We start from the raw sequence: 21075 nt of genomic DNA, 5'->3' as shown, positions 1-21075 counted from the left end.
CTGTTCGGGGGGCGGGGCGCCGGAAAATGACCGCAGGAAGCCCCCTGGAGCGAAAACAGGCGACCCGCCTCACTCTTTTTCCGGCGATACGATTTTCAACCCAATAATACAGCCGATCAGCCCGGCCAGAAAGAACAGCCGCCAGAACGTGGCAGGGTCTTTGAACCACACGATCCCGATGAGCGCGGTACCCGCCGCACCGATGCCGGTCCACACGGCGTAGGCCGTGCCGAGCGAGATCTTCTGAGCCGCCAGCGTGAGCAACCCGAAGCTGACGATCGACAGCAGCACGAATGCGAGCGCCCAGCCGAGCTTGGTTAGCCCTTCAGAGAGCTTTAAGCAGGTGGTGAACCCGCACTCGCAGCAGCCCGCGAGGATCAGATAGAGCCAGTGCATGGTTTGGCCGCGTGTGTCGTCGGCGCCTCGTTTCGGCGCCGGTTCGCCCTGGAGGCTCGGAAATCATGCCGCGGCCACGGCGGCCGGTTCGGGAACGGCGGTCGCAACCGCCAAGGCGGCGAGTGCGTCGAGCAACCCATCGATCTGTGCCGGCGCGTGGTTCGCGTTGACCTGCATCCGCAGGACCCCGTGCCCGTGCGGTACCGCCGGGAACACGACGGACTGTGCGTAATAGCCGTGTTCGTACAGGAACCGCCCGGCCTTAAGGGTCGCTTCCTCGCCGCCGATCAGCACGGACACGATCGGCACCAACCCACCCAGTACAGTGAACCCTCTTCGCGCGGCGCCCTGCGCGAGCTTCCGCACGTTCGCGTCGAGTCTGGCCCGCAGCGCCGGGTACTCGGGCGACATCAGAATGTCAACGACGGCGCAAACCGCTTCGAGATACGGCGGCGGCACAGGGCCGCCGAAAATGAGCGAGTTCGATCGCAGCTTGAGCACGTCAACAGCCGCATGGGAACCGGCGACGAACCCGCCCAGACACGAGAACCCCTTCGATAGCGAGCCCACCGTCAGCACGTTGTCGTAGTGCCCGAGCGAGGCCAGCACCGTACCGCGGCCGTGCTCGCCGAGCACCCCGCTCGCGTGCGCGTCGTCCACATACAGGCACGCGTTGTGCGCCCGGCAGATGCGGTCGAACTCCTGAAGCGGCGGGAGTTCGCCGCTCATGCTGTACACGCCGTCCACCGCCACCACCGCGTGCCGGAACGGCTGCAAGCCCCGGAGCGTTTCTTCGAGTGCCGCGGGCGAGTTGTGCTCGAACTTTGCCGTGCGCACCCCTCGAGCCTTCGCGAGCTTCAACCCCTCGTCAATGGAGTTGTGCGCGAACTGGTCCGCGACCAACACGTCCTGCCGGGTGACGAGCGCCGGCAGAGCCCCCACGTTCGCGAGCGTGACGGACGGGTAGATGAGCGCCGCCTCGGTCCCGAGCCACTCGGCGAGTTTGCGCTCGGCACGGACGTTCGGTTCAGCACTGGAAAACGCGCGCGAAGTGCCGTTGTGTGTGCCCCAGGTCCGCAACCCCCGTTCGAGGGCCGCACACACGCGCAGGTCTTGGTCCAGGCCCAGGAAGCTGTCGGAGCCGAAGTTGGTGACCCACCGCCCGCCGAGCTTGATCGTGCGGTCGGGGTTCACGGCCTCGACCGTCAGATCCTTCATCAGGAGGTCGGGGTAGTCGTCGAACATGCGGCGGAAGAACCGGGTCATTCCGGTCCCCGCGAGCGATCCCACGAGCCGATCGAGCGGCGCGGACGTCATAGAGCCTCGACGGATTAGGCGGCTGGCAACAGGCTTGATCGGCCACGCGGGCCGTGCGGGTTGAGCAATTTGTGCGGCCCGGCCCCATTGGGCGGACGGTGCTGGAACTCGGGCTTGCGCTTGTTAGATTGGGAGAAGTGGAGAAAAGGAGCGGCAAAACGTGACGTGTCCGCGACCGGGGACATGAGCCCCCGGTTTGCCAGAAAACGCGCTCAACGAGACTTCTTCGGTTTCGGCTCGGCCTTCTCTTTGTCTTTGTCGGCCTTCTTCGACAGGAGTTCGATCCCGGTGGGGCAGTCGCCCTTGAGCACACACTGGCCGCACAGCGGGGTCTTCTCGATGCAGGTCTCCTTCGCGTGGAGGCTCATCAGCTCCGTGAACTCCTCGCCGCGGGCCTTCGGGATCACGTGCTCGATGCCGCCGCGGAGCGACTCCATGTCCTCGGCCTCGGCCTCCTCGACCACGTTGAGCCGCCGCAGCACGCGGAAGGTCGGTCCGTCCAGGGGAATCGCGTGCCCGCCGAGGGACCGCTGGACCACCCACGCCACCGCGAAGTCGTTCACCCGCTTGAACCGCTCGATCTGCTTCGCGGCCTGTTTGAGCCCCTTCGTTTCGAGGTCCTTGGCGTTGAAGTAGCGGGAGATCTGCTTGGCCGCGTTCTTGAGCCCCTTCTTCTCCATGTCGCCGAGGTCGTAGGAGTAGTTCATCTCGAACACGGCGTGCAGCACGCCGATGATCCACCCCGCGCGCGGCCCCGGGTTGGGCAGCGGCCGCAGCGCGTCGGCGACCTCCTGAACGGTGCTGACGCGGATCTCGTTCCAGTCCACGAAGACCTTCCGGATGCGCGCGTAGGCCTCCTCCGCGTCCTCGGTGGTGCTGCCCTCTCGGCAGATGGCGAAAATGAGCTCTTCGAGCAACTGGCGCGGCTCGCCCGGCTCGGGGGCGGGGAGCGGGTACCTCTTCTTGAGGGCGGCCTGCGCCTGCGTCAGGAGTTGCTGCTTGTTCGTGATGGCCGGCATGCGGTGGGACTCCGGTTCCGTTGGCGTTCGCCCGTGGGGGTGGCTACGAAGCGGGCGCGGCCCGCACCGCGGCTACGGTTTCGGGCGGTCCGTCGTTCCTTCGGCGGCTTCGGTCGTTTGTCCGTGTTCGGCTTCGTCCGTCGGTTCGGGATCGCTCTCGGGCGTGTCGGTCCCCGGCTCACCTTCGGGGGCCGGGTTAGCCGCGCCGCGGTCGGCTTCGAGCCGCTCGTTCTCCTCGCGGATGATCCGGGCGATCTCGATGCTCTTCTTCACCCCCTCGTCCAGGATGAACGTGACGTGTGGGACGTACCGCGACGTGAGCCGGTCGGCGATCTTCGTCTGCACGTAGGCCGCGGCGCTCTTCAGCCCGTGCATGGTCAGCGACTGCTGCTTCTCGCTCCCCATCACCGAGACGAACACCTTCGCGTGCTGGAGGTCGGCCGACACCTCCGCGCGCGTGACCGTCACGTTCTTGACCCGCGGGTCCTTGATCTCGAACAGGATGGCGTTGGCCGCGGTTTCGCGGACCACCTCCGACACGCGTGCTAACCGGTGCGATTTCATTTTTGTTGTGTCTGGCGTCTGGTGTTTCGTGTTTGGAGAACGGGTTCGGGCGCCGGGATTCATGCCCCGGCCTGATAAAACACCAAAAAACGAACCACCAAACACAGGCTAAACTACTTCCGACCCGACCGTGACCTCGCTACCGAGGTACTCTGCGACCGGGTGGACTCGCAAAGCGTCGGCGACCTTTTGCAACGCGCTTTGAACCGCGGCGGTCTCGAACCCCACCGCGGCGAACGCGAGCGTAACTAATTTTACGTCGTCGTGCGTGTCCACCTCCGCAGCGGAGACGTTGAACGCCGCCCGCATCCGGTCGAGGACGCTGCGCACGACCTGTCGCTTATCCTTCAGCGTCCGGCTGTCGCGCACGAGCAGCCGGACCGATAACGAGCCGATGACCATCTTATGGTAATCCGGAGTGCGGAATTCGGAACACGGAATCGAAGACAATAAAGCTGTTGTGCCTCTTAGTCTTTAATTCCGCGTTCCGGATTCCGCGATCCGAATCGGTTACAGGGTACGGGCACGGACCTCGATCTTGAACGCCTCGATCACGTCGTCGACACGGATGTCGTCGAAGTTGGAGACCTTCAGACCGCACTCGAAGCCCTCGCGGACCTCCTTGGCGTCGTCCTTGAACCGCTTGAGGCTGTCGAGGCCGACCACCTTGTCGGCGGGCGGGAACACCACGACGCCGCTGCGGATGATCCGCACCCGCGCGGACCGTTCGAGCACACCGCTGGTGACGTAGCACCCGGCGATGGTGCCCACCTTGCCCACCTTGAAGGTCTGGCGGACCACCGCACGGCCCAGGTGAACCACTTCCTCGATCGGCTTGAGACGGCCTTCCATCGCCGCCTTCACGTCGTCCACGAGGTTGTAGATGATCTGGTACTCGCGGAGGCTGACCCCCTGCTCGTCGGCGAGCCGCAGGGCGGCGTCGTCGGCGGTCACGTTGAACCCGATGACGAGCGTGTCGTCGGGGCTGATACGGGCGAGCTGGACGTCCGACTCGGTGATGGCCCCGATGCCGGCGTGCAGCACCCGGGTGGTCACCTCTTCGTGGGTGAGCTTCTCCAGCTCCTTCTTGATCGCCTCCACCGAGCCGCGGGCCTCGGCCTTGAGGATGATCTTCAGCTCCGTGACCTTCAGCTTGCTCTTGGCCGCGGTCAGCGAGTCCAGGTCCTTGACCGCCTGGAACCGGTTGAGCGACGCCTCGCGGTCCTTCTTCTCACGGGCCTCGGCGATCTTCGCCGCGGTCGTGAGCTCGTCCACCGCGTAGAACGGGTCGTCGGCGTTGGGCACGCCGCCCAGGCCGGTGATGCGAACGGGGGTGCTGGGGCCGGCCTCCTCGATCGCGACCCCGTGGTCGTTGTACATCGTGCGGACGCGGCCGTAGTTCGCACCGCACAGCACGATGTCGCCCGGGCGGAGGGTGCCCTGCTGCACCAGCACGGTCGCGTTCACGCCCTCGCCGGCGGTCATGTACCCTTCGAGGCAGGTGCCGAACGCCGGGCGGTCCGGGTCGGCCTTGAGCTCGTCCGCGAGGTTGAACTCCGCCTCGAGCGAGATCGCGGTGAGCAGGTCGTCGATGCCCTGGCCGGTGAGGGCGCTGGTCTCGACGAACTGGATGTCACCGCCCATGTTGTCCGGCAGCAGGTTCAGGTTGTAGAGCTGCCGCTTGGTGCGCTCGACGTTCGCGTTCGGCGCGTCAACCTTGTTGATCGCGACGATGATGCGCACGTCCGCGGCCTTGGCGTGGTTGACCGCCTCTTCGGTCTGCGGCATCACGCCGTCGGTGGCGGCCACCACGATGACCGCGATGTCGGTGACGTTGGCGCCGCGGGCGCGCATCTTGGTGAACGCCTCGTGGCCGGGCGTGTCGAGGAACGTGATCTGCTTCTCGAGCAGCTCCTCATTCGGGTCGTCGGGGTTGAGCACCTTGTGGGTGACCGACCACGCGCGGATCACCTGCGTGATCCCGCCCACCTCGCCGGCCGCGACGTTCGACTTCCGGATCTTGTCGAGCAGCGACGTCTTGCCGTGGTCGACGTGGCCCATGATGGTGACCACCGGCGGCCGCGGGCGCAGCTTCTCGGGGTCCACGTTCTCCATCATCTGCTCGAACTCTTCGATCAGCTCCTCTTCGGCCGTCTTCTGCCGCTTGATCACCAGCTCGATGTTGTTGTCGACGGCGATCATGGCGGCCGTGTCGAACTCCACCGGCGAGTTGTTGCCGTAGAGCTGGTTGGTCTCCTTCATGAGGCGCTTGATGAGTTCGCCCGCCTTCACCCCCGTCGCCTCGGAGAGGCTACGCACGGTGATGGGCAGGGTGATCTCGATCTTGCCCTCTTTCTTGACCGGCGCGACCTTGCCGCGCATGGCCTTGCGCATGAGCGCGGCCCGCGGCCCGCGGCGGGAGCCCCACTGCTGCTCCACGATCTCGACGCCGCCCGGTCCGAGCACGACCGACCCGCGGTCCACGCGGGGGCCGCCGGACGAGCGCCCCCGGTCGCCGCCGCCGGTGCGGCCCTTGTGCCGGGAGTCGCGGCCGATGACGCCGGTCTTCTTCTTTTCGTCTTCTTCTTCGTCACCGCCGACCGGGCGCGGCGCGCCCGGGGCCGGTGCGCCGCCGGTGCGGGCGGGACCGCCCGGACGGGGCGGATCGCCGGGCCGGCCCGGCGCCCCAGGCGCCGGCGCGGACGGGGTCTTGGCGACCTCGTTGATCGACAGCCGCTGCCCGCGGGCGCTGGCCGCGCGGAGCCGCTCGATCATCTCCGGGGTGAGCTTCACCGATTGGCCGGGGCCGCCCGGCTTGGCCGGGCCGCCGGGACCGGAGCGGTTCTGAGCCCCTGGCCCGCCTTGTCCCGCTCCCGTGCGCGGCGCCCCGGGACCGCCCGGACCGCCAGCCCCACCAGGACCAGGGGGACGCGGCCCGGGTGAGCCGGTGGCGCCGGACGGCGGCCGCTGGCCGCTCGGCGGCGGCGCCTGCCCCACCGACGTGCGCGACGGGGCGATGTGCTTCGGCGGCGGCGGCGCCGGGGCGCGGCTCAGCACGCTGGGCCGCTGCGGCTGGCCGAGGTTCGTCGGGATGATGTTCTTCGGCGGCCCCGGGGGCGCGGGCGGGGGCGTCGGACGGGCCGGCGGCTGTTGGGCCGCAGCGGCCGGTGCGTTGGGCTTCGGAGCGGCGGGCGCGGGCGGAGCCGCAGGAGCGGTCCGAGTCGGCGCCGCAGGCGCCGGCTTCGCTTCGGCCGTGGGGGCCGGTTTCGTTTCTGCCGCGACTGTCGGCTTTGCTTCGGCCGCGACGGGTGCAGGTTCTGCAACCGGTGCGGGTGCCGCGGCGGGAGTCACCGGGGTAGCCGGTGTGGTAGCGACCGGGGCAGCGGGAGCCGCCGCAACGGTAGTCGGAGTGGTAGTCGCCGGGGCAGCGGGAGCCGGGGGCGCCGCCGGTGTCGGTGCCGGTCGCGGGGCGCTGAGGTTCGCGGGGCGGCCCTGGTTCAGGTTCCGCATGCCGCTCCCGCCCAGCGACGGGATCACGTTCTTCGGGGGCGCGGGCGGCGCGACCGGTTGTGGCGCAGCGGGGGCCGGCGCCGGCTTGGGCGCTTCGGCGACGACCGCCGGGGCCGGCTTCACTTCCGCCGCAGCGGGAGCGGGCGCCGGCTTGGGCGCTTCGGCGACGACCGCCGGGACCGGGGCAGGCGCTGCGGCCGGCGCGGGCGCAACAGGGGCGGGAGCCGCGGCCGGGGCTTGCACAGCCGGTGCGGGCGGTTCGGCCGGTTTGACCGCCGGCTTCGGAAGCGGTTTCGGAATCGCAGGAATGGGCTTGGCCAGTGGAGGAATGACGTTCTTCGGCGGCGCGTTCGGGGCCGGCGCGGGCGCGGGGCCGGTTTTCGGCCCCTTCTTGACGCGCTCTTTCAGCGCGTCCGCCTGCTCCGGCTCCAGGCCGTTGAGCTGGTTCTTGATGTCGGCGAACCCGAGTTCCTTGCAGTAGTCGAGGAGCACTTTGCTCTCGACGTTCAACTCTTTCGCCAGGTTAAACACCCGGACTTTTTTGTCTTTCGTGTCTTTCGACGTCGGATTCGACAAGCGGAACTCCTCTTGGGGGTGCCCCGAGCAACCCCCGAACCGGCCCGCGCGAGCGGGCATACCGGATCGACCGATCGCGCCCCGAATGAGTTATATTCTAATCCCGCCGGCCCCATAGAAAAGGGGGACTCTCGGCGGGATAGCCGGAGGCACGAGAATGAGCGGGTCGGGGCACCGAGCCAAATCCGACCGTCGCATCAACGACTCATACTTCGCTCCCGTTCGTTACTGGCGTCATTCGGCTGGTTTGTCCGCGTCGGAAGGCGCGTCCGCCGAACGATCGGTCACCTCACCAGAGGTAGAGGCCTCGGCCACCACATCGGGTTCGGCCGCGGCATCAATTTCGCCAGATTCCGCACCCGCGGCCACTTCGACCGCTCCGTCGGCCTCTCCCGCCCCGCCGAGCGCGTCGGGGTTGAGCGCGCCTTCGGTCAGCCCGACCTCGGCCGCGGCCTGAGCCTCTTCCTCGGCTCGCGCCTGGGCGTCCGCGTCGGCCTGCTCCTGCAACCGGGCCTCCTTCGCGGCCAGTTCCGCCTGCCGGCGCTCCTCCTCGACGCTCCGCTCCATGACGTCCGCGTACTCTTCCGCGTACATCACCACCTCGTCCGACGCCTCCTTGGACAGGCCGGTGAACTCGGCCAGTCCCTCGTCGTCGGTCATGGTGATGTCGTTGTACGACAGGAACCCCTCTTCAATCAGAGCGTTGGTCAGTTCCGGCGAGGCGTGCGGCAGTTGGCCGAACCAGCGCTCGGCGCGCTCCAGCGCCTCGGCCAGCTCGTCGTGGGTCATGATCTCGATGTCCCAGCCCACGAGCTTGGACGCCAGCCGCACGTTCTGGCCCCGGCGGCCGATCGCCAGCGAGAGTTGGTCGTCGGTCACCAGCACGATGGCCCGCCCCAGCTTGGGGTAGGTGAACACGTCGGAGATCTGGGCCGGCTGGAGCGCGTTGGGGATGAGCACCTGGAGCGCGTCGTTCCAGCGGACGATGTCGATGCGCTCGCCGTTCAGCTCCTCGATCACGTTCTTGATGCGGCTCCCGCGGACGCCCACGCACGCGCCGACCGCGTCCACCTTCATGTCGATGCTGGTGACCGCGACCTTCGACCGGTACCCGGCCTCCCGGGCGACGGCGCGGATGTCGATGATCCGCTCGTCGATCTCCGGGATCTCCTCCTCGAACAGCGCCTTCACGAACTCGGGGTGCGCGCGGGACAGCACGATCTTGACGCGGTTGCCCTGCTTGCGGACCTCCATGATGATCGCCTTGACCCGCTCGCCGACGTGGTGCGTCTCGCCGGGGATCTGCTCGCTCCGCGGCAGCAGGGCCTCCGACTTGCCGAGCGACACAATGGCGGTGCCCGCGTCCACGCGGGTGACGGTGCCGACCAGGAGCTCGTACTTCTTGCCGGTGAACTCGCTGAAAACGGTGTCCGACTCGGCCTCGCGGATCTTCTGGATGATCATCTGCTTGGCCGACTGCGCCGCGATGCGCCCGAGGGTGATCGGGTCCAGCTCCTGGTCGCCGTACTTGGCGACGATGTGGCCGGTGGCCTCGTCGATGCTGACGAACACCCCCTCTTCCACCTGGAAGTGGCGCTCCGCGGCCACCTGGATGGCCGACGAGATGCCCTTGAAGATCACATCCTTGGCGATCTTGCGTTCCTCGTGGAGCTTGTCCACCAGTTCGAGGATGAGCGTCCCGGTGTCTTTCTCTTTCTTGATCGCCATGTCGCTTGACCCTCGGCTCACACCGCGCCGGTAAACGCCGGCACCGGCCCTGGAAGCGCCCACGCCGCGGTTGCCGGGCGACCCGCCCGGTCCGCCGGTGGGCGGTAGGGGACAAGCGACCCGACACCCCGACGCGGGCGGCCCGAAGCCGGTGCATCGTTAGGTGTGGTTGTCGGAGTTATTTTTGCGCACGTCCGGTACAGAAACAAGAGGGCTTGAGGAATTCGGGCTTTTCCGCCCGCGATTCCGGTTCAAAAGCGCGAAAAGACGGGTTGGGCGAATCGCCGGAGCGGATGTGCGATCGTCAATTCTCATAACATCTGGATCAGGGCAGGCTGGCGCTGCTGGTGCGCGACCGTACTACGCTCACCGCCGCCACCGCGATACAAAGACAGAAAGTCGTTGCAAAATGATCGCCGAGGGTGGTTATGTTGACACCTTTTGTATCTCCTTACCACACACTCGCGTTAATATTTGCCGCACTGGGCGGATCTGCGAAATTATTCCCAGGTGTCGCGCCGGTCGTACCGCTGAAGGATTACATCAGCACGTGCGAGGGGATCCGGGCTGTCGCGTTCAGCCCGGACGGGCGGTACTTGGCTGTTGGCGGATACGGCGAACTTCGGAAGAGCGGCGCGTTAACTCTCTGGGACACCCAGTCGCAGAAGCGGGTGGCCGTGTTCGCGGGGCACACGGGACCCGTTCTGACTTGCGCCTTCAGCCCAGACGGCAAGACGCTGGCATCGGGTTCGCGGGATCGGACCATCCGCCTGTGGGACAACCGAACCGGGAAAGAGTTGGCGGTGTTGAAGGACGCGATGGAGAGCATCTCGTCGGTCGCCTTCAGCCCGGACGGAACCGTCGTTGCGGGGGCGGTGTGGCCCTTGCGAGAACTCCCGCGTGGCTCCGAGCTCGATTACACAACACCGGGAGTCGTCCTCTTGTGGGATACGAAGACGTTCAAGGTGCGAGCCAAACTCGAGGGCCACGTGGGGCCGGTGGGAGCTATTGCGTTTAGCCCCGATGGCACAACGCTGGCCGCTGCGAGCGGCAAGTGGGACAAGAAAAAGGATCGCGCGATCAGTGGTGAAGTTCGGTTGTGGGATGTTGCCCGCGCTAAATCGACTGGCGTCATCACCGGTCACACAGACCGAATCGAGGCCTTGGCATACCGACCCGACGGAAAAGCACTAGCAACCGGTAGTGCCCGCTGGACCGATGCTGACGGAGATGACTTGGCGGGCGAGATTAAGCTGTGGGACACGACGAGCAACAAGACCATTGCCACCTCAACCGTACACAAAGGGACCGGTATCTCCTCCCTGTCGTTCAGTATGGACGGGAAGGTGCTCGCGTCTGGTAGCGGGGTTCTAACGGTACCGAGTGATCTCGGGTTTGGGAGCGCCGGTGAACTCGTTTTGCTTCGGACGAATGATCTGAAGGAACTTGGCAAGATTACGGACCTCAGTACAGCTGTTTCTACGGTATTCAACCCTCGGTCCCACACCTTGGCCGCGAGTGACAACGGTCGTGTCCGCATGTGGAAAGTGACCGACAAGTAATAGACTCGTTGCGCATAAGCATTGGTCCCAGCGGCCTCCGGCCACGTGGTCCGAATTACGCCTTATCCGTACACGCGGTTGTGGAACCCAGCCACGTTCTTCATCATGTCTCTGCGTGCCTGTGGCCGACAGGGAAGAGGCCAGCGGCGTAACACAGTGCGGGAGCCCTGTACCCTGAAGACCGGTTCCGAATCGGCCGCGCACTAAAATCACCGCAGACCCGCACCACCGAGGACACCCGATGTACCGCTCCCTTGCCGTCGCGGCGCTGCTCGCGTGCGCGCCGGCCGCCGGCGCCGGCCCCTACGACGACCTGCTCAAGCACAGCTCCGCCAACACCAACGCCCTCGTCCTTATCGACGTGAAGGCCGCCGCCGCCAGCCCGCTCGCCAAGCGGGACAAGTGGGCCGAGAAGGTTCAGCAGAGCGGGCACGGCGGACTCGGGTTCTTCCCGCCCGACGCCGACCTCGTCGCCATCGCCGGTGAGGTCAACTTCACCACCATGAGCCGCGACTTCCAAGTCGGGCTCGTGAAGGTGAAGGGGCTCCCCAACTTCAAGACGCTCGCGGCCCAGGAGGGCGGCGCCACGGACGAGATCGCGGGGCAACTGACCGTCGTGTCGCCGCGCGAGGTCTACTTCACCAGTTTCCCAGGCGAGACGCTCGCGGCGGTGTACCCCGCCGACCGGCAGTACGTGTCGCGGTGGCTCAAGGCCCACCGCAGCGGCACGCTGCCCCCGCTGGTCCCGTACCTCAAAACGGCCGCGGACGCCGCCGGGGGAGACACGGTCACGATCGCGCTCGACCTCGAAGACGTGCTGGAGCCGGCGCTCCTCCGGTACGGGCTGAGCGTCAGCCCGGTGCTGGTCAAGCACAAGGGTGTGAACCAGCCCGCGCTGGCGGCGTTCCTGAGCCGCGTGAAGGGGCTCACGTTCTCCGCGAAGGTGACCGACGCCGTGGCCGGGAAACTCGTCGTCGAGTTCCCCGAGGACGTGAACCGGTACAAGGGCGTGCTGAAGGACCTGTTCCTCGAAATGATCGACGGGTACGGGGTCTCGCTCGCGGGCCTGGAGAAGTGGGAGGCGACCTTCACCGATAAGACGATGACGCTGTCGGGGCCGCTGTCGGGCGACGACCTGCGGCGCATCGTGTCGCTGTTCGCGTTCCCGCGGCCGGAGGGCGCCGACGCCCCCGCCGCGTCCGGGGACGCCTCGAGCGCCGGCGCCACCCAGCGCTACCTGCGCGCGGCCGACGCGATCCTGACCGACATCAAGCACGTGAAGGACAGCAGCGACTACAGCAAGACCGCGACGTGGCACGACAAGGCCGCGGCCCAACTGGAGCAACTGTCGCGGCGCAACGTGGACCCGGCGGCCGTGGACGCGGCGCACCAGGCCGCCCAGGGGCTGCGGACCATCGCGGCCAGCCTACGCGGGGTGCCGGTCGATGTGACCGCGGCCGCGTCGAAGGGCTACTCGTACACGCAGTGGGGGGTGTACCCGAACTGGGGCTGGCCGCATTACGGCGGGTGGTGGGGCGGGTACCGCGGGGCGATCGTCGCGCCCCAGGGGGTGCAAACCAACCTGCCCCAGGTTCAGGGCGAGATGGCGAAGGTGGTCGCGGACGACCACAAGCGCCGGATCGCGACCTGGAGCAAGATCGATCAGACCATGTCCGACGCCCGCCGCAAGCTCAGCGAAAAGTATAAAACGGATTTCTGACCACGATACCGGTGCCACGGCGCGGGCCGTTGCACTCAAGGCCCGTAGTACCAAGTGCGATCGGTTCCCGTTCGCGCGGCCCTGGCGATCGGCCGGTATCCCCGGACACGCCGAGGCCACGACCACCTGCCGATGCCGGCGGGTGGCGCGCGCAATCCGTGACTCTTCATTTGCGACCGGCGCAGCTTGCGCCCGTCACGCAAATCGTGCCCGGCGGCCTCGATTATACCGGTGCCCCGGCCGGCTCTCCGGGCGCTACACGGAGGAGGTAGCGACAACTGCTCGCGGAGGCGGGTGGTTGGGTCCTCGGTGGGAACTGTGTAACGCGACGGCCCCGGGAGCGATCCCGGGGCCGTCTTTGTTGCGCGCAGGCCAGAGTGCGGCCGGTTGCGTTACCCATCCCCAGCATCAGGTTCGGTCCCCAGCACCCGCGCACAGGTGGCTCATTACCCCGACAGTGCTCGAACACCTCCCCACGATCGCGCCCGGCGTCCTGAAGCGTGTCCGCACTGACGCGGGGGAACGAGGGCCGTGCCACGACCGGACGGCCGCCCCGCCCATTCGGCGGTGGTCGTGAACCGTAGGGTGAGTGGCTGCTACCAATCACCGGCCCTGGTCACGGGGTCCGCGCGCGGTCCAGGCGCGGAGCGGATGACGCCAACCCGGCCGCGCGGCCCCGCGGCCCCGCGGCCCTTGAACTCCCGGCCCCTGGTGTGGTCGGGTTGCCCGGAGCAAGGCCGCGCCGCCCTACCGCCGACTGCCCGTTGGCCGCCCCAACGTCCCGTGGAAGACACGAGCCTCTACTCGATGGCGCCATCAGCCGGCTCCGGATCGGCCGCCCGCGCGGGTGCGGGGGCCACCGGATGGGGATGGTGCTCTCGGGGCATACCGTGTTCGTCCAGTGGCGGCGGTCCCGCGGCGTGCGAACCGGCCGCGTCCCAACGCACGAGCCCGAGGTCTTCGACGAAGATCACGTAGAGGACCGGCACCAGCAGCAGCGTCACGGCGGTCGCCACCAGCAGGCCGATGATCTGCACGTAGCACAGCGGCTCCCAGAGCGGGCCGCCCTTGAGCGCCAGCGGCACGAGCCCGCCCACCGTCGCCAGTACCGTCACCAGCACGGGCCGCAACCGCGCCAGGCCGGCGTCCACCACCGCCTCGCGCACCGCCTCGCCCTTCTCGTGCGCCTCCTCGATGTACTCGAACAGCACGATCACGTGGCTCACGATCACGCCCATGAGGCTCGACAGGCCGAGCCCGGCGAAGAACCCGAGCGGCACGTCGAACAGCAGCAGCCCCATAAGCCCGCCCACCATGCCGAACGGCACCGCCGCGTACACCAGCATCGGCTTCGTGACGCTGTTGAACTGCACCACCAGCGCCAGGTAAATGGCCAGCATCGACACCAGCCCGGCCGTCGCGATGGACTTGAACCCCTTTTCCTGTTCCTCCTTCTCCCCACCGACCACGAACCGGTAGCCCGGGGGCCACTCGGCCGAGAGCGCGTTGAGCCGCTCCTCCACTCGGGCCACGACCGCGCTGGGCAGGGTGCCCGGGAGGGCGTCGCACTTCACGGTCATGCACCGCTCGTTGTCGCGCCTCAGCACCTTGGGTGGGACCGCCTCCAGTTGGAACTCGCTCACGTGGTCCAGCGGCACCCGCGCCCCGGTCTGACTGTTAAACACGGTCAGGCGCCCGAGGTCGTCGGGGCGGGCGCGCTCGTCGGGCCGGAGCCGGGGCGTGATCGGGATGAGGCGGTCGCGGTCGCGCAGGTAGGTGGCCGCGGTCCCCGAGAGCCCGGTCTGGGTCACGCTCGCGACGTCTTCGTTGGTGACCCCGCTGACGGCCGCCCGGTCCGGGCGCACCCGCAGCCCGAACTGGAGCGCGTCGGGGTCCCAGTCGTCGTGAACGTTGTCCGTACCGGGGACGGCGCGCATCACCCCTTTCACCTGCTCGCCCAGCCGGCGCAGCTCGCCGATGTCCGCCCCGTACAGGCGGATCTGCACCGGCACCCCGATGGGCGGGCCGCTCTCGAGCACCTCCACCGTCAGCCGCCCGGCGGTGTGCGGGGGCAGCGCCAGCTTGAGCCGGTTCGCCAGGGCGGCCGTCTCGCGGGCGTTGCGGGTGTGGACGAGGAGCTGCGCGTAGTTGGCGGCCGGCTGCTCCGGCACCACGGACAGCCAGAACCGCGGCCCGCCCTGGCCCACGAAGGTGGTGTACCCCGCCACCGCGTCGCCCGCCTCGGCGTCGATCACCTTCGCCACCCGCTCGGCCTCGGCCGCGGTGTCGCGCACGGACGTGCCCTCCGGCATGAACAGGTTGACCGAGAACATAGTGTGCAGGTCTTTCGGGAAGAACGCCGAGCCGATCAGCGGCACGAGGCTCAGGCCCGTGAACAGGGCCGCCGTCGCGGCGAACAGGGTGAGCCAGCGGTGCTCGATGCACAGGCCGCACACCCGGGTGTACAGCCGGGCGAACCCGGCCCGCTGGCCCGCCCGCGCGCCCGCCAGGCCGCGCTGCCCGCGCAGGATGTAGTACCCCAGCAGCGGCATGAACGTCATCGACACCACGCGGCTGGCCACGAGCGACGCGGTCACCACCACCGGCAGCGAGTAGATGAACTCCCCGACCGCCCCGGAGATGATGAGCAGCGGGAGGAACGCGACGATGTTGGTCACCGTGGCGTACAAGATCGCCCGGGCGAGCTTCTGCGGCCCGAGCCACGCGGCCACGTCCCGCGGCCGCCCCTCGGCCAGCTCGCGGTTGATGGCGTCGCTCGCCACCACCGGGTCGTCCACCAACAACCCCAGGGCGATGATGAGCGCGGCGATCGAGATCTGCTGGATGTCGAGCCCGACCAAGTGGCACATGCCCAGGGTCATCGCGACCGCCAGCGGGATCGAAGCGGCGACCAGCAGCGCGCTGCGCCATTCCATGAACACGAGGGCCACCGCCACCACGATCACGATCGCTTCGATCAGGCAGTCGGTGAACTGGTGGATCTTCCGCTCGACGAGCGCGGGCTCGTTGCTGGTGCGCTCGACCCGCAGGTCGTCGGGCAGTTCGGCGCGGAGGGCCGCCACCTTCGCGGCCACGTCGGCGTCGAACTCGGCGATCTGCGTCCCCTTAATGTGACGCACCGCGAGCGTCACGGCCCGCCGCGGGCCGGGTGGGTCGTCCCCCCGAACCGTGCGGTAGTGGAGCTGGCGGGGCGGGTCCTGGTACCCGCGCACCACCTCGGCCACGTCGCGCAAGTAGAGCGGGTACCCGGGGCGGGCGTCGAGCGGCACGGCGCCCAGCTCCGCCTCGGACTTGAACTCGCCCGACGGCTTCACCGTCAGCGTCTGCCCGGGCAGCTCCAGTTGCCCGCCGGGGAGGTTGATGTTCCGGGCCGCGAGCCGCTGGCTCATGACGGCCGGGTTCAGCCCCAGCTCGCTCAGGCGCCGGTTGCTGTAGTACAGGAACACGGCCTCGTCCTGGGCGCCGAGCTGGTCGATGCGCCCCACGAACTTGGACTGCCGCAACCGGTCCTGGATCAGGTCGGCGAAGTCGCGCATCTGGCGGAAGGTGTACCGCGCCACGCCCCCCGGGACGGTCCGCACCTTATGCGTCAGGGCCGGTCCGAGGTCGGCCGGTTCGGCCACCAGCACCCCGGGCCACACGTCCGGGTGCCCGGCGCCGGTGCCGATCGCGTCCCGCTCCCACCGCTCGACGGCGGCCCGGGCGTCGGCCGCGGAGCGCCCCGCCCGGAGCTGGAAGTCGATCGCCCCGGCCCCGAGTGCGGTTACGTACTGCCCGTCGTCGGCCACGCCGGCCTCGGTCACCGCGCGCAGCACCGAGCGCCCCATCCGCTCCACGAACGCGTCCGGCACCCCGGCCGGGTGGACGAGGACGCCGCTCAGCCGCGGCCCCGGGCGGCCCTGGCGGGCGGTGGCCAGGGCGGCACCGATGACGCGCGCCCGCTCCTCGATCTCGAAGTCCGACACCGGCGGGCTGCTCACCGTCAGCATCACGGCCACGGTGTCGCCGAAGTCCTTGTCCAGCTTCGGCCGCAGGGGCTGGCCGCCGACCGCGGGCAGGTCGTCCATCGCGTCTAGCTTCGCGGCCAGGTCCTGCCACACCTGCTCGGCGTTCTTGACCGACTCGAACAGCGTGACGAACACCACCGACTGCCCCTGCCGGCTGATCGAGTTCACCCGCTCCACCGCCGGGTTCTCGGTCATCTTCTTTTCCACCTTCCGCGTCACCTGCTGCTCGACGTCGGTCGCGTTGGCCCCGGGATAGAGGGTGAGCACCAGCCCGTTGCGGATCTGGATCTGGGGGTCCTGTCGCTGGGGCATCTGCGCGTAGGCGAACACCCCCCACAGGACGGTAACGATCAGGAGCGCCCAGGCTACGGGCCGCTTGTAGACGAAGAACTGAGAAGCGGTCATCGGCCCACCTCCGCGGCGCCGGCGGCAACCGGTTTCACCGCCGCGCCGTCGTACAGGCGGGGCGCCCCACCGGTCACCACCTCGTCGCCGGGCCGGAGCCCGTCCGGGGTGTCGGGGCGGATCGCGGCGCGGGCGTCGACGACGCCGTCGAGTTCGACCGGGCACACCCGGGCGGTGAGCCGGTCGCCGTCCCGCACCACCTTGTACGCGACCAGCCGCCCCGCCCCGGTCGTCTCGCGGGTGACCGCGACCAGCGGCAGCAGCGTGGCGGACTTGCGCTCGGTGAGCGTCGCCGTCGCGATCATCCCCGGGCGGAGCCCCCGCGGCTCCGTCACGCGCACCTCCACGAGGTACGTGCGCGTCTGGGCGTCGGCGGTCGGCGCGATCTTGGTGATCGTCCCGACGAACCGCTCGTCCGGCAGGGCGTCCGTGGTGACCCCCACGGCGCCGCCGAGGGCGAGCCGCCCGACCACCGTGTCGGACACGCCGAACGCGATCCGCACGCTCGACAGGTCCACGATCTGGAACAACTTTTGGCCCGCGCTGACCCGCTCGTTGGCCTCGACGGAGCGGCCCGCAACCGTCCCCTCCGCGTACGGCATCGTCAGCTCACAGTACCCCAGGTTGGCGTCGGCCTGTGCCAGTTGCACCTTCGCGGCGTCCACCTCGCGGGCGGCGGAGCTGACGCTCGCCGCGGCCACCTCGGACCGCGACTTGGCGCTATCAAAATCGCTCCGCGAGCCGGCCCCGCCCGCGAACGTCCGGCGGGCGCGGCCGAACTCGCTGTCCGCGCTCTCGGCGTCCGCGCGGGCGGACACCAGTTTCGCCTCGGCCTGCGACAGCCGCTCGGCGGCCAGTGCCCGGTCCCGCCGGTAATCGGCCGGGTCGAGGCGGGCGAGCACGGTGCCGTGGGGGAACCGATCCCCTTCGTGCAGGTCGCGCGCGGCCCGGTCCGTGCCGACACGAAGCAGCTCGCTCACCGTCCCCCCCACCCGAAACGACAGTTCGACCCGCTGCCACTCCTTCACCGTGCCGCTGTAGTTCAGCGGGCCGACGAGCGTTACTGGAACCAAGCGGTCCGTGAGCACGGTCACGGGAGGCGGGGCCGCGGCCGGCGGGGTGCGCGATTGCGCCAGTGCCGCAAGCCCGGCGCGGGCGAACATCCCAACGCACACCACGATCGGGACGAAGGCTAGCCACGTCGCCAATTTTTGACGATTCGTCATAATTGCTTCCAAAAAAATGCCGATTGCTCGGCTTTGCTTCTTACCCTTCCCTCTAATCAAACGAGAACTAATCGAGGCACCCTGCCTGCTGAGACTCCTCTGGAAAGACCTCGTTGAGGATTCGCTGACGGGTGCTCGCGTGGTTGTACTGGTGCGCAAGTGGCCGCCAGCCGAGCCCGTCGAGGTGAACCGCAATATGGTCCCGGAGCGCGCGAAGCGGATGAGTTACGTTGGCTTGGCGGAGCAGTTCGGGCATACTGTTGATGACGGTGAACATGCCGACGTGAAGCGAAACCAGTCCGATCACGACATCACCCACCGTGCGGTGCGGCGGCAGCGCCAAGTCGCCGACACGCATCGCGTCATCGACGACCAACCGCATCAGGCCGAAGCAACGGGTTTCGAGTGTTTCGATCTCGGCACGTCGTTCGGCAGACGCGCGGCTCGCGAAATCATCTACTTTTATCAGCAACTCGGACCGAAAATGTTGCGGCTGGAGTGTGACGAATATTTCTTCCGCAACGGTCAGCGCCTGGATGCGCTCGCGCGTGCTCCCGCCAAAGCGCACAGCCCGCTCGAACCAGCTTACCCTTCGCGTCAGACTTTGAACGGCGAGCGCGCTGACGAGATCCTCTTTCGAACCGAAGTGCTGATAGAGGGTTCCCTTTGAATACTCCGTCGCTTCGGCGAGGCGGTCCATGTTGAAGTTCGCAAGACCACCTTCTGTAATCATGCGCCGCGCGAGGTCGAGGAACTCGACCTCGCGTTGCTGAAATTCGCGCTCGCGTCGGCTGCGGGTTTTCATATCGTCAATCATTGACGAATCGTCGAAAATTGTCAAGTGGCATCGAGCATCCCTTGCCGATTTGGAGGACTGACCGCATTGTGACAGATTGACAATTGCTAATGCGATTGATAGTCGCAATTCACCGCACAAGGCCGATCGGGATTTCTGGAAGTGAAGCGAACATTCGGCACCGCGTGTGCTTCTCCCTTTCCCGTCTGCATCGGGTTCGGGTCGGCGGGGAAACCCATGCCTGCCCTTTCTCAGTCGGGAGAACGGACATGAAGAAGGCAACAGCGAACGCGGTGGTGGGCGTGTTCTACACCCGTTCTGAGGCCGAAACGGCGGTCAGCGAGTTGCGTGACGCCGGCTTCAGCGACGACAATATCGGGATGATCGCCCGCGACGCCGACGGTAACATGGTGAACGAGCGCAACAACGAGACGCTCGCGGGCGAAGGCGCTGCCGCAGGAGCCGTTGTTGGTGCCGGTGCCGGTGCGCTAGTGGGGCTGGGTGTCCTCGCCGGCACCATTCCGGTGATCGGGCCGGTGCTGGCGATCGGCACGCTGGGCACGGTGTTGCTCAACGCCGCGGGCGGCGCCGCGATCCTCGGGCTGGTGGGCGCACTCATCGGCCTGGGCATTCCCGAAGACGACGCCCGGTACTACGAGTCCGAAGTTCACGGCGGGCGGTTCCTGGTGACCGTCGAAGCCGGGAGCCGGACCGCAGAAGCGTGGTCGATCCTGCACCGCTCCGGCGGGTACAACCGTACCATCCCGCCGCTCAACGCCGCGGTTTAATCGCTACGCTCGTGATGAAATGCGACGAACCCGGCGGTTAGCCGGGTTCATTGCATTGAGCCTAAGGCACTGAACCGTTCTGTTCGTTTATTCGGCGGTCGCGAGCGCCAGTGCCAATTGGCACGCGCTCTCGAACTCGCGCAGGTCCACGAACTCCTTGACCGTGTGAATCTCGTTCTGTCCGGCCCCGAAGGTCACCGTCGGGATGCCGTGCTTCACCATCCAGTTCGCGTCCAGCCCGCCGTTCGTCGTGCGCAGGTTCGGCGTGCGCCCGATCTTCTGAATTGCCACCTCGGCCAGTTTCACAACAGGCGCGTCGGACTTCAGCCGGAACGGCACGTAATCGAGTCGCGAAGTGAACTTCACTTTCGCGGCCCGGCCCTCATGGTCTTTGACCTTCGCGGCGGCGTTGGTGAACGCGGTCTTATAAGCGGCGGTGATCTCGCGCACGAACTTCGCGTCGTGGCTGCGGCTCTCGCCCTTCACGTGTACGAAGTCCGTGACCACGTTGGTCGCGTCCCCGGCACTCTTTCCGTCGGCGGTGCCTACGAGCCCGACGTTACTGGTCCCCTCGCGGCCGTCCTTCGTCACCTTGCCGAACCACCCGCCCTCGTACACCTCGGCCATCGCCAGCGCGAGCACCATTGTGGCGGAGATGCCCTTTTCCGGAGCCACCCCGGCGTGCGCGGCCTTCCCGCGAATGTCCACGAACCAGCGGTCGGCCCCGATCGCGCCGACGATCACGTCCGCGGCGCTGCGGCCGTCGAAGTTGAAGCCCACGGCGGAACCGCCCAGGTCCGCGGGGTTGAGGTGCTTCGCGCCGAACAGGCCGCTTTCTTCGCGCACCGTGAACAGCATCGTGATGGGCGGGTGCGGGAGGTTCTGCTTGATGAGTTCTGCGGCCAGGGTCACGAGAACCGCACACCCCGTGCGGTTGTCGCCGCCCAGGGCGGTCGTGCCTTCCAGTTCGTTTACGATCCGCTTACCGGCGATTTTCGGCTTCGCCCCGGCGCACAGCGGGACCGTGTCCATGTGCGTCATGAACAGGATCGGCTTCGCGCCCTTTTTCCCGGTACCGGGAAGTTTCACGATGAGGTTGCCGATCGGCGTCGGTTCGGGAATGCGCGTGTGGGCGTCGTCGAAAGTGATGGCCTTCGCCGGCACGCCGACTTCCTGAAGTGCCGCGGCGAGTTCCTTGCCGATGGGGCCTTCGTGGCCGGTGATCGCGTTGACCGACAGGAAGCGTAAGAGCCGCTCCACGGCGGCGGCGGTGTCGAGAGCAAATGCGGGCGCGGCGGCAGGCATGACAACTCACTCGGCGAGGGTATGAAACAGGGGTGAGTATATCGACGCGGGCCTGGCACGCGGGCCGCCGACCCGCTTCCTGACACAACCGCAACCACCTTCAGTACAGCGTGCGAATCACCTGCCACACAAAGC

At 67.8% G+C, this 21075-nt stretch carries 14 protein-coding genes; 3 read left to right on the top strand and 11 right to left on the bottom strand.

Annotated elements, in window-relative coordinates; all coding sequences use genetic code 11:
* Nucleotides 1-69: 69 nt before the first annotated feature.
* The 7 genes from R5W23_RS23185 to nusA form a co-directional block, all read right to left on the bottom strand.
* On the bottom strand, nt 70-396 hold the full coding sequence (locus tag R5W23_RS23185) for a DMT family transporter (RefSeq protein ID WP_261189921.1): 327 nt from the start codon (nt 394-396) through the stop codon (nt 70-72).
* Nucleotides 397-459: 63 nt separating this feature from the next.
* Entirely contained in the window at nt 460-1713 is a 1254-nt protein-coding gene (locus R5W23_RS23180; protein WP_320688360.1) for an aminotransferase class I/II-fold pyridoxal phosphate-dependent enzyme, read from the bottom strand.
* A gap of 212 nt (nt 1714-1925) precedes the next feature.
* On the bottom strand, nt 1926-2732 hold the full coding sequence (locus tag R5W23_RS23175) for an endonuclease III domain-containing protein (protein WP_320688359.1): 807 nt from the start codon (nt 2730-2732) through the stop codon (nt 1926-1928).
* Nucleotides 2733-2804: 72 nt separating this feature from the next.
* Nucleotides 2805-3296 (bottom strand): 30S ribosome-binding factor RbfA, encoded by a 492-nt coding sequence (gene rbfA, locus R5W23_RS23170; protein WP_320688358.1) that lies wholly within the window; start codon nt 3294-3296, stop codon nt 2805-2807.
* Nucleotides 3297-3404: 108 nt separating this feature from the next.
* A complete protein-coding gene (locus tag R5W23_RS23165; RefSeq protein WP_320688356.1) occupies nt 3405-3698 on the bottom strand; it encodes a DUF503 domain-containing protein in 294 nt (97 codons plus the stop codon).
* 108 nt (nt 3699-3806) lie between these two features.
* Nucleotides 3807-7382 (bottom strand): translation initiation factor IF-2, encoded by a 3576-nt coding sequence (infB, locus tag R5W23_RS23160; protein ID WP_320688354.1) that lies wholly within the window; start codon nt 7380-7382, stop codon nt 3807-3809.
* A 234-nt stretch (nt 7383-7616) separates the two neighbouring features.
* A complete protein-coding gene (gene nusA, locus R5W23_RS23155) occupies nt 7617-9110 on the bottom strand; it encodes a transcription termination factor NusA (protein ID WP_320688353.1) in 1494 nt (497 codons plus the stop codon).
* A 428-nt stretch (nt 9111-9538) separates the two neighbouring features.
* On the opposite strand from nusA, the gene R5W23_RS23150 reads away from it, so the two are divergent.
* Complete coding sequence (locus tag R5W23_RS23150) at nt 9539-10672, top strand: WD40 repeat domain-containing protein (RefSeq protein WP_320688352.1); 1134 nt, start codon at nt 9539-9541, stop codon at nt 10670-10672.
* A gap of 241 nt (nt 10673-10913) precedes the next feature.
* A complete protein-coding gene (locus R5W23_RS23145; RefSeq protein WP_320688351.1) occupies nt 10914-12392 on the top strand; it encodes a hypothetical protein in 1479 nt (492 codons plus the stop codon).
* A gap of 800 nt (nt 12393-13192) precedes the next feature.
* Here R5W23_RS23145 and R5W23_RS23140 read toward each other — a convergent pair.
* From R5W23_RS23140 to R5W23_RS23130, 3 genes are all read right to left on the bottom strand, one after another.
* Complete coding sequence (locus R5W23_RS23140) at nt 13193-16825, bottom strand: efflux RND transporter permease subunit (RefSeq protein WP_320688349.1); 3633 nt, start codon at nt 16823-16825, stop codon at nt 13193-13195.
* On the bottom strand, nt 16822-18051 hold the full coding sequence (locus R5W23_RS23135) for an efflux RND transporter periplasmic adaptor subunit (RefSeq protein ID WP_320688347.1): 1230 nt from the start codon (nt 18049-18051) through the stop codon (nt 16822-16824). Before R5W23_RS23135 ends, R5W23_RS23140 begins: the two co-directional genes overlap by 4 nt.
* A 67-nt stretch (nt 18052-18118) precedes the next feature.
* Complete coding sequence (locus tag R5W23_RS23130) at nt 18119-18868, bottom strand: TetR/AcrR family transcriptional regulator (protein ID WP_320688346.1); 750 nt, start codon at nt 18866-18868, stop codon at nt 18119-18121.
* 248 nt (nt 18869-19116) lie between these two features.
* Between R5W23_RS23130 and R5W23_RS23125 the strand changes: the two genes are divergently transcribed.
* Nucleotides 19117-19635, top strand: a complete 519-nt coding sequence (locus R5W23_RS23125) for a general stress protein (protein ID WP_261188554.1) — start codon at nt 19117-19119, stop codon at nt 19633-19635.
* Between the two features lie 87 nt (nt 19636-19722).
* Here R5W23_RS23125 and R5W23_RS23120 read toward each other — a convergent pair whose 3' ends face one another.
* Nucleotides 19723-20940 (bottom strand): M20/M25/M40 family metallo-hydrolase, encoded by a 1218-nt coding sequence (locus R5W23_RS23120; RefSeq protein ID WP_320688345.1) that lies wholly within the window; start codon nt 20938-20940, stop codon nt 19723-19725.
* Nucleotides 20941-21075 lie beyond the last annotated feature (135 nt).

The sequence above is a fragment of the Gemmata algarum genome, from assembly GCF_034097035.1.
GTDB lineage: Bacteria > Planctomycetota > Planctomycetia > Gemmatales > Gemmataceae > Gemmata > Gemmata algarum.
The sequence above is the reverse complement of the archived record's forward strand: the minus strand, read 5'-3'. Positions and strand labels throughout refer to the sequence as shown.

Coding starts and splice junctions, on each gene's coding strand:
- R5W23_RS23145 (WP_320688351.1), top strand. CDS start 10,914: ATGTACCGCTCCCTTGCCGTCGCGGCGCTGCTCGCGTGCGCGCCGGCC.
- R5W23_RS23150 (WP_320688352.1), top strand. CDS start 9,539: ATGTTGACACCTTTTGTATCTCCTTACCACACACTCGCGTTAATATTT.
- R5W23_RS23135 (WP_320688347.1), bottom strand. CDS start 18,051: ATGACGAATCGTCAAAAATTGGCGACGTGGCTAGCCTTCGTCCCGATC.
- R5W23_RS23165 (WP_320688356.1), bottom strand. CDS start 3,698: ATGGTCATCGGCTCGTTATCGGTCCGGCTGCTCGTGCGCGACAGCCGG.
- R5W23_RS23140 (WP_320688349.1), bottom strand. CDS start 16,825: ATGACCGCTTCTCAGTTCTTCGTCTACAAGCGGCCCGTAGCCTGGGCG.
- R5W23_RS23125 (WP_261188554.1), top strand. CDS start 19,117: ATGAAGAAGGCAACAGCGAACGCGGTGGTGGGCGTGTTCTACACCCGT.
- nusA (WP_320688353.1), bottom strand. CDS start 9,110: ATGGCGATCAAGAAAGAGAAAGACACCGGGACGCTCATCCTCGAACTG.
- R5W23_RS23185 (WP_261189921.1), bottom strand. CDS start 396: ATGCACTGGCTCTATCTGATCCTCGCGGGCTGCTGCGAGTGCGGGTTC.
- R5W23_RS23175 (WP_320688359.1), bottom strand. CDS start 2,732: ATGCCGGCCATCACGAACAAGCAGCAACTCCTGACGCAGGCGCAGGCC.
- rbfA (WP_320688358.1), bottom strand. CDS start 3,296: ATGAAATCGCACCGGTTAGCACGCGTGTCGGAGGTGGTCCGCGAAACC.
- R5W23_RS23130 (WP_320688346.1), bottom strand. CDS start 18,868: ATGATTGACGATATGAAAACCCGCAGCCGACGCGAGCGCGAATTTCAG.
- R5W23_RS23180 (WP_320688360.1), bottom strand. CDS start 1,713: ATGACGTCCGCGCCGCTCGATCGGCTCGTGGGATCGCTCGCGGGGACC.
- R5W23_RS23120 (WP_320688345.1), bottom strand. CDS start 20,940: ATGCCTGCCGCCGCGCCCGCATTTGCTCTCGACACCGCCGCCGCCGTG.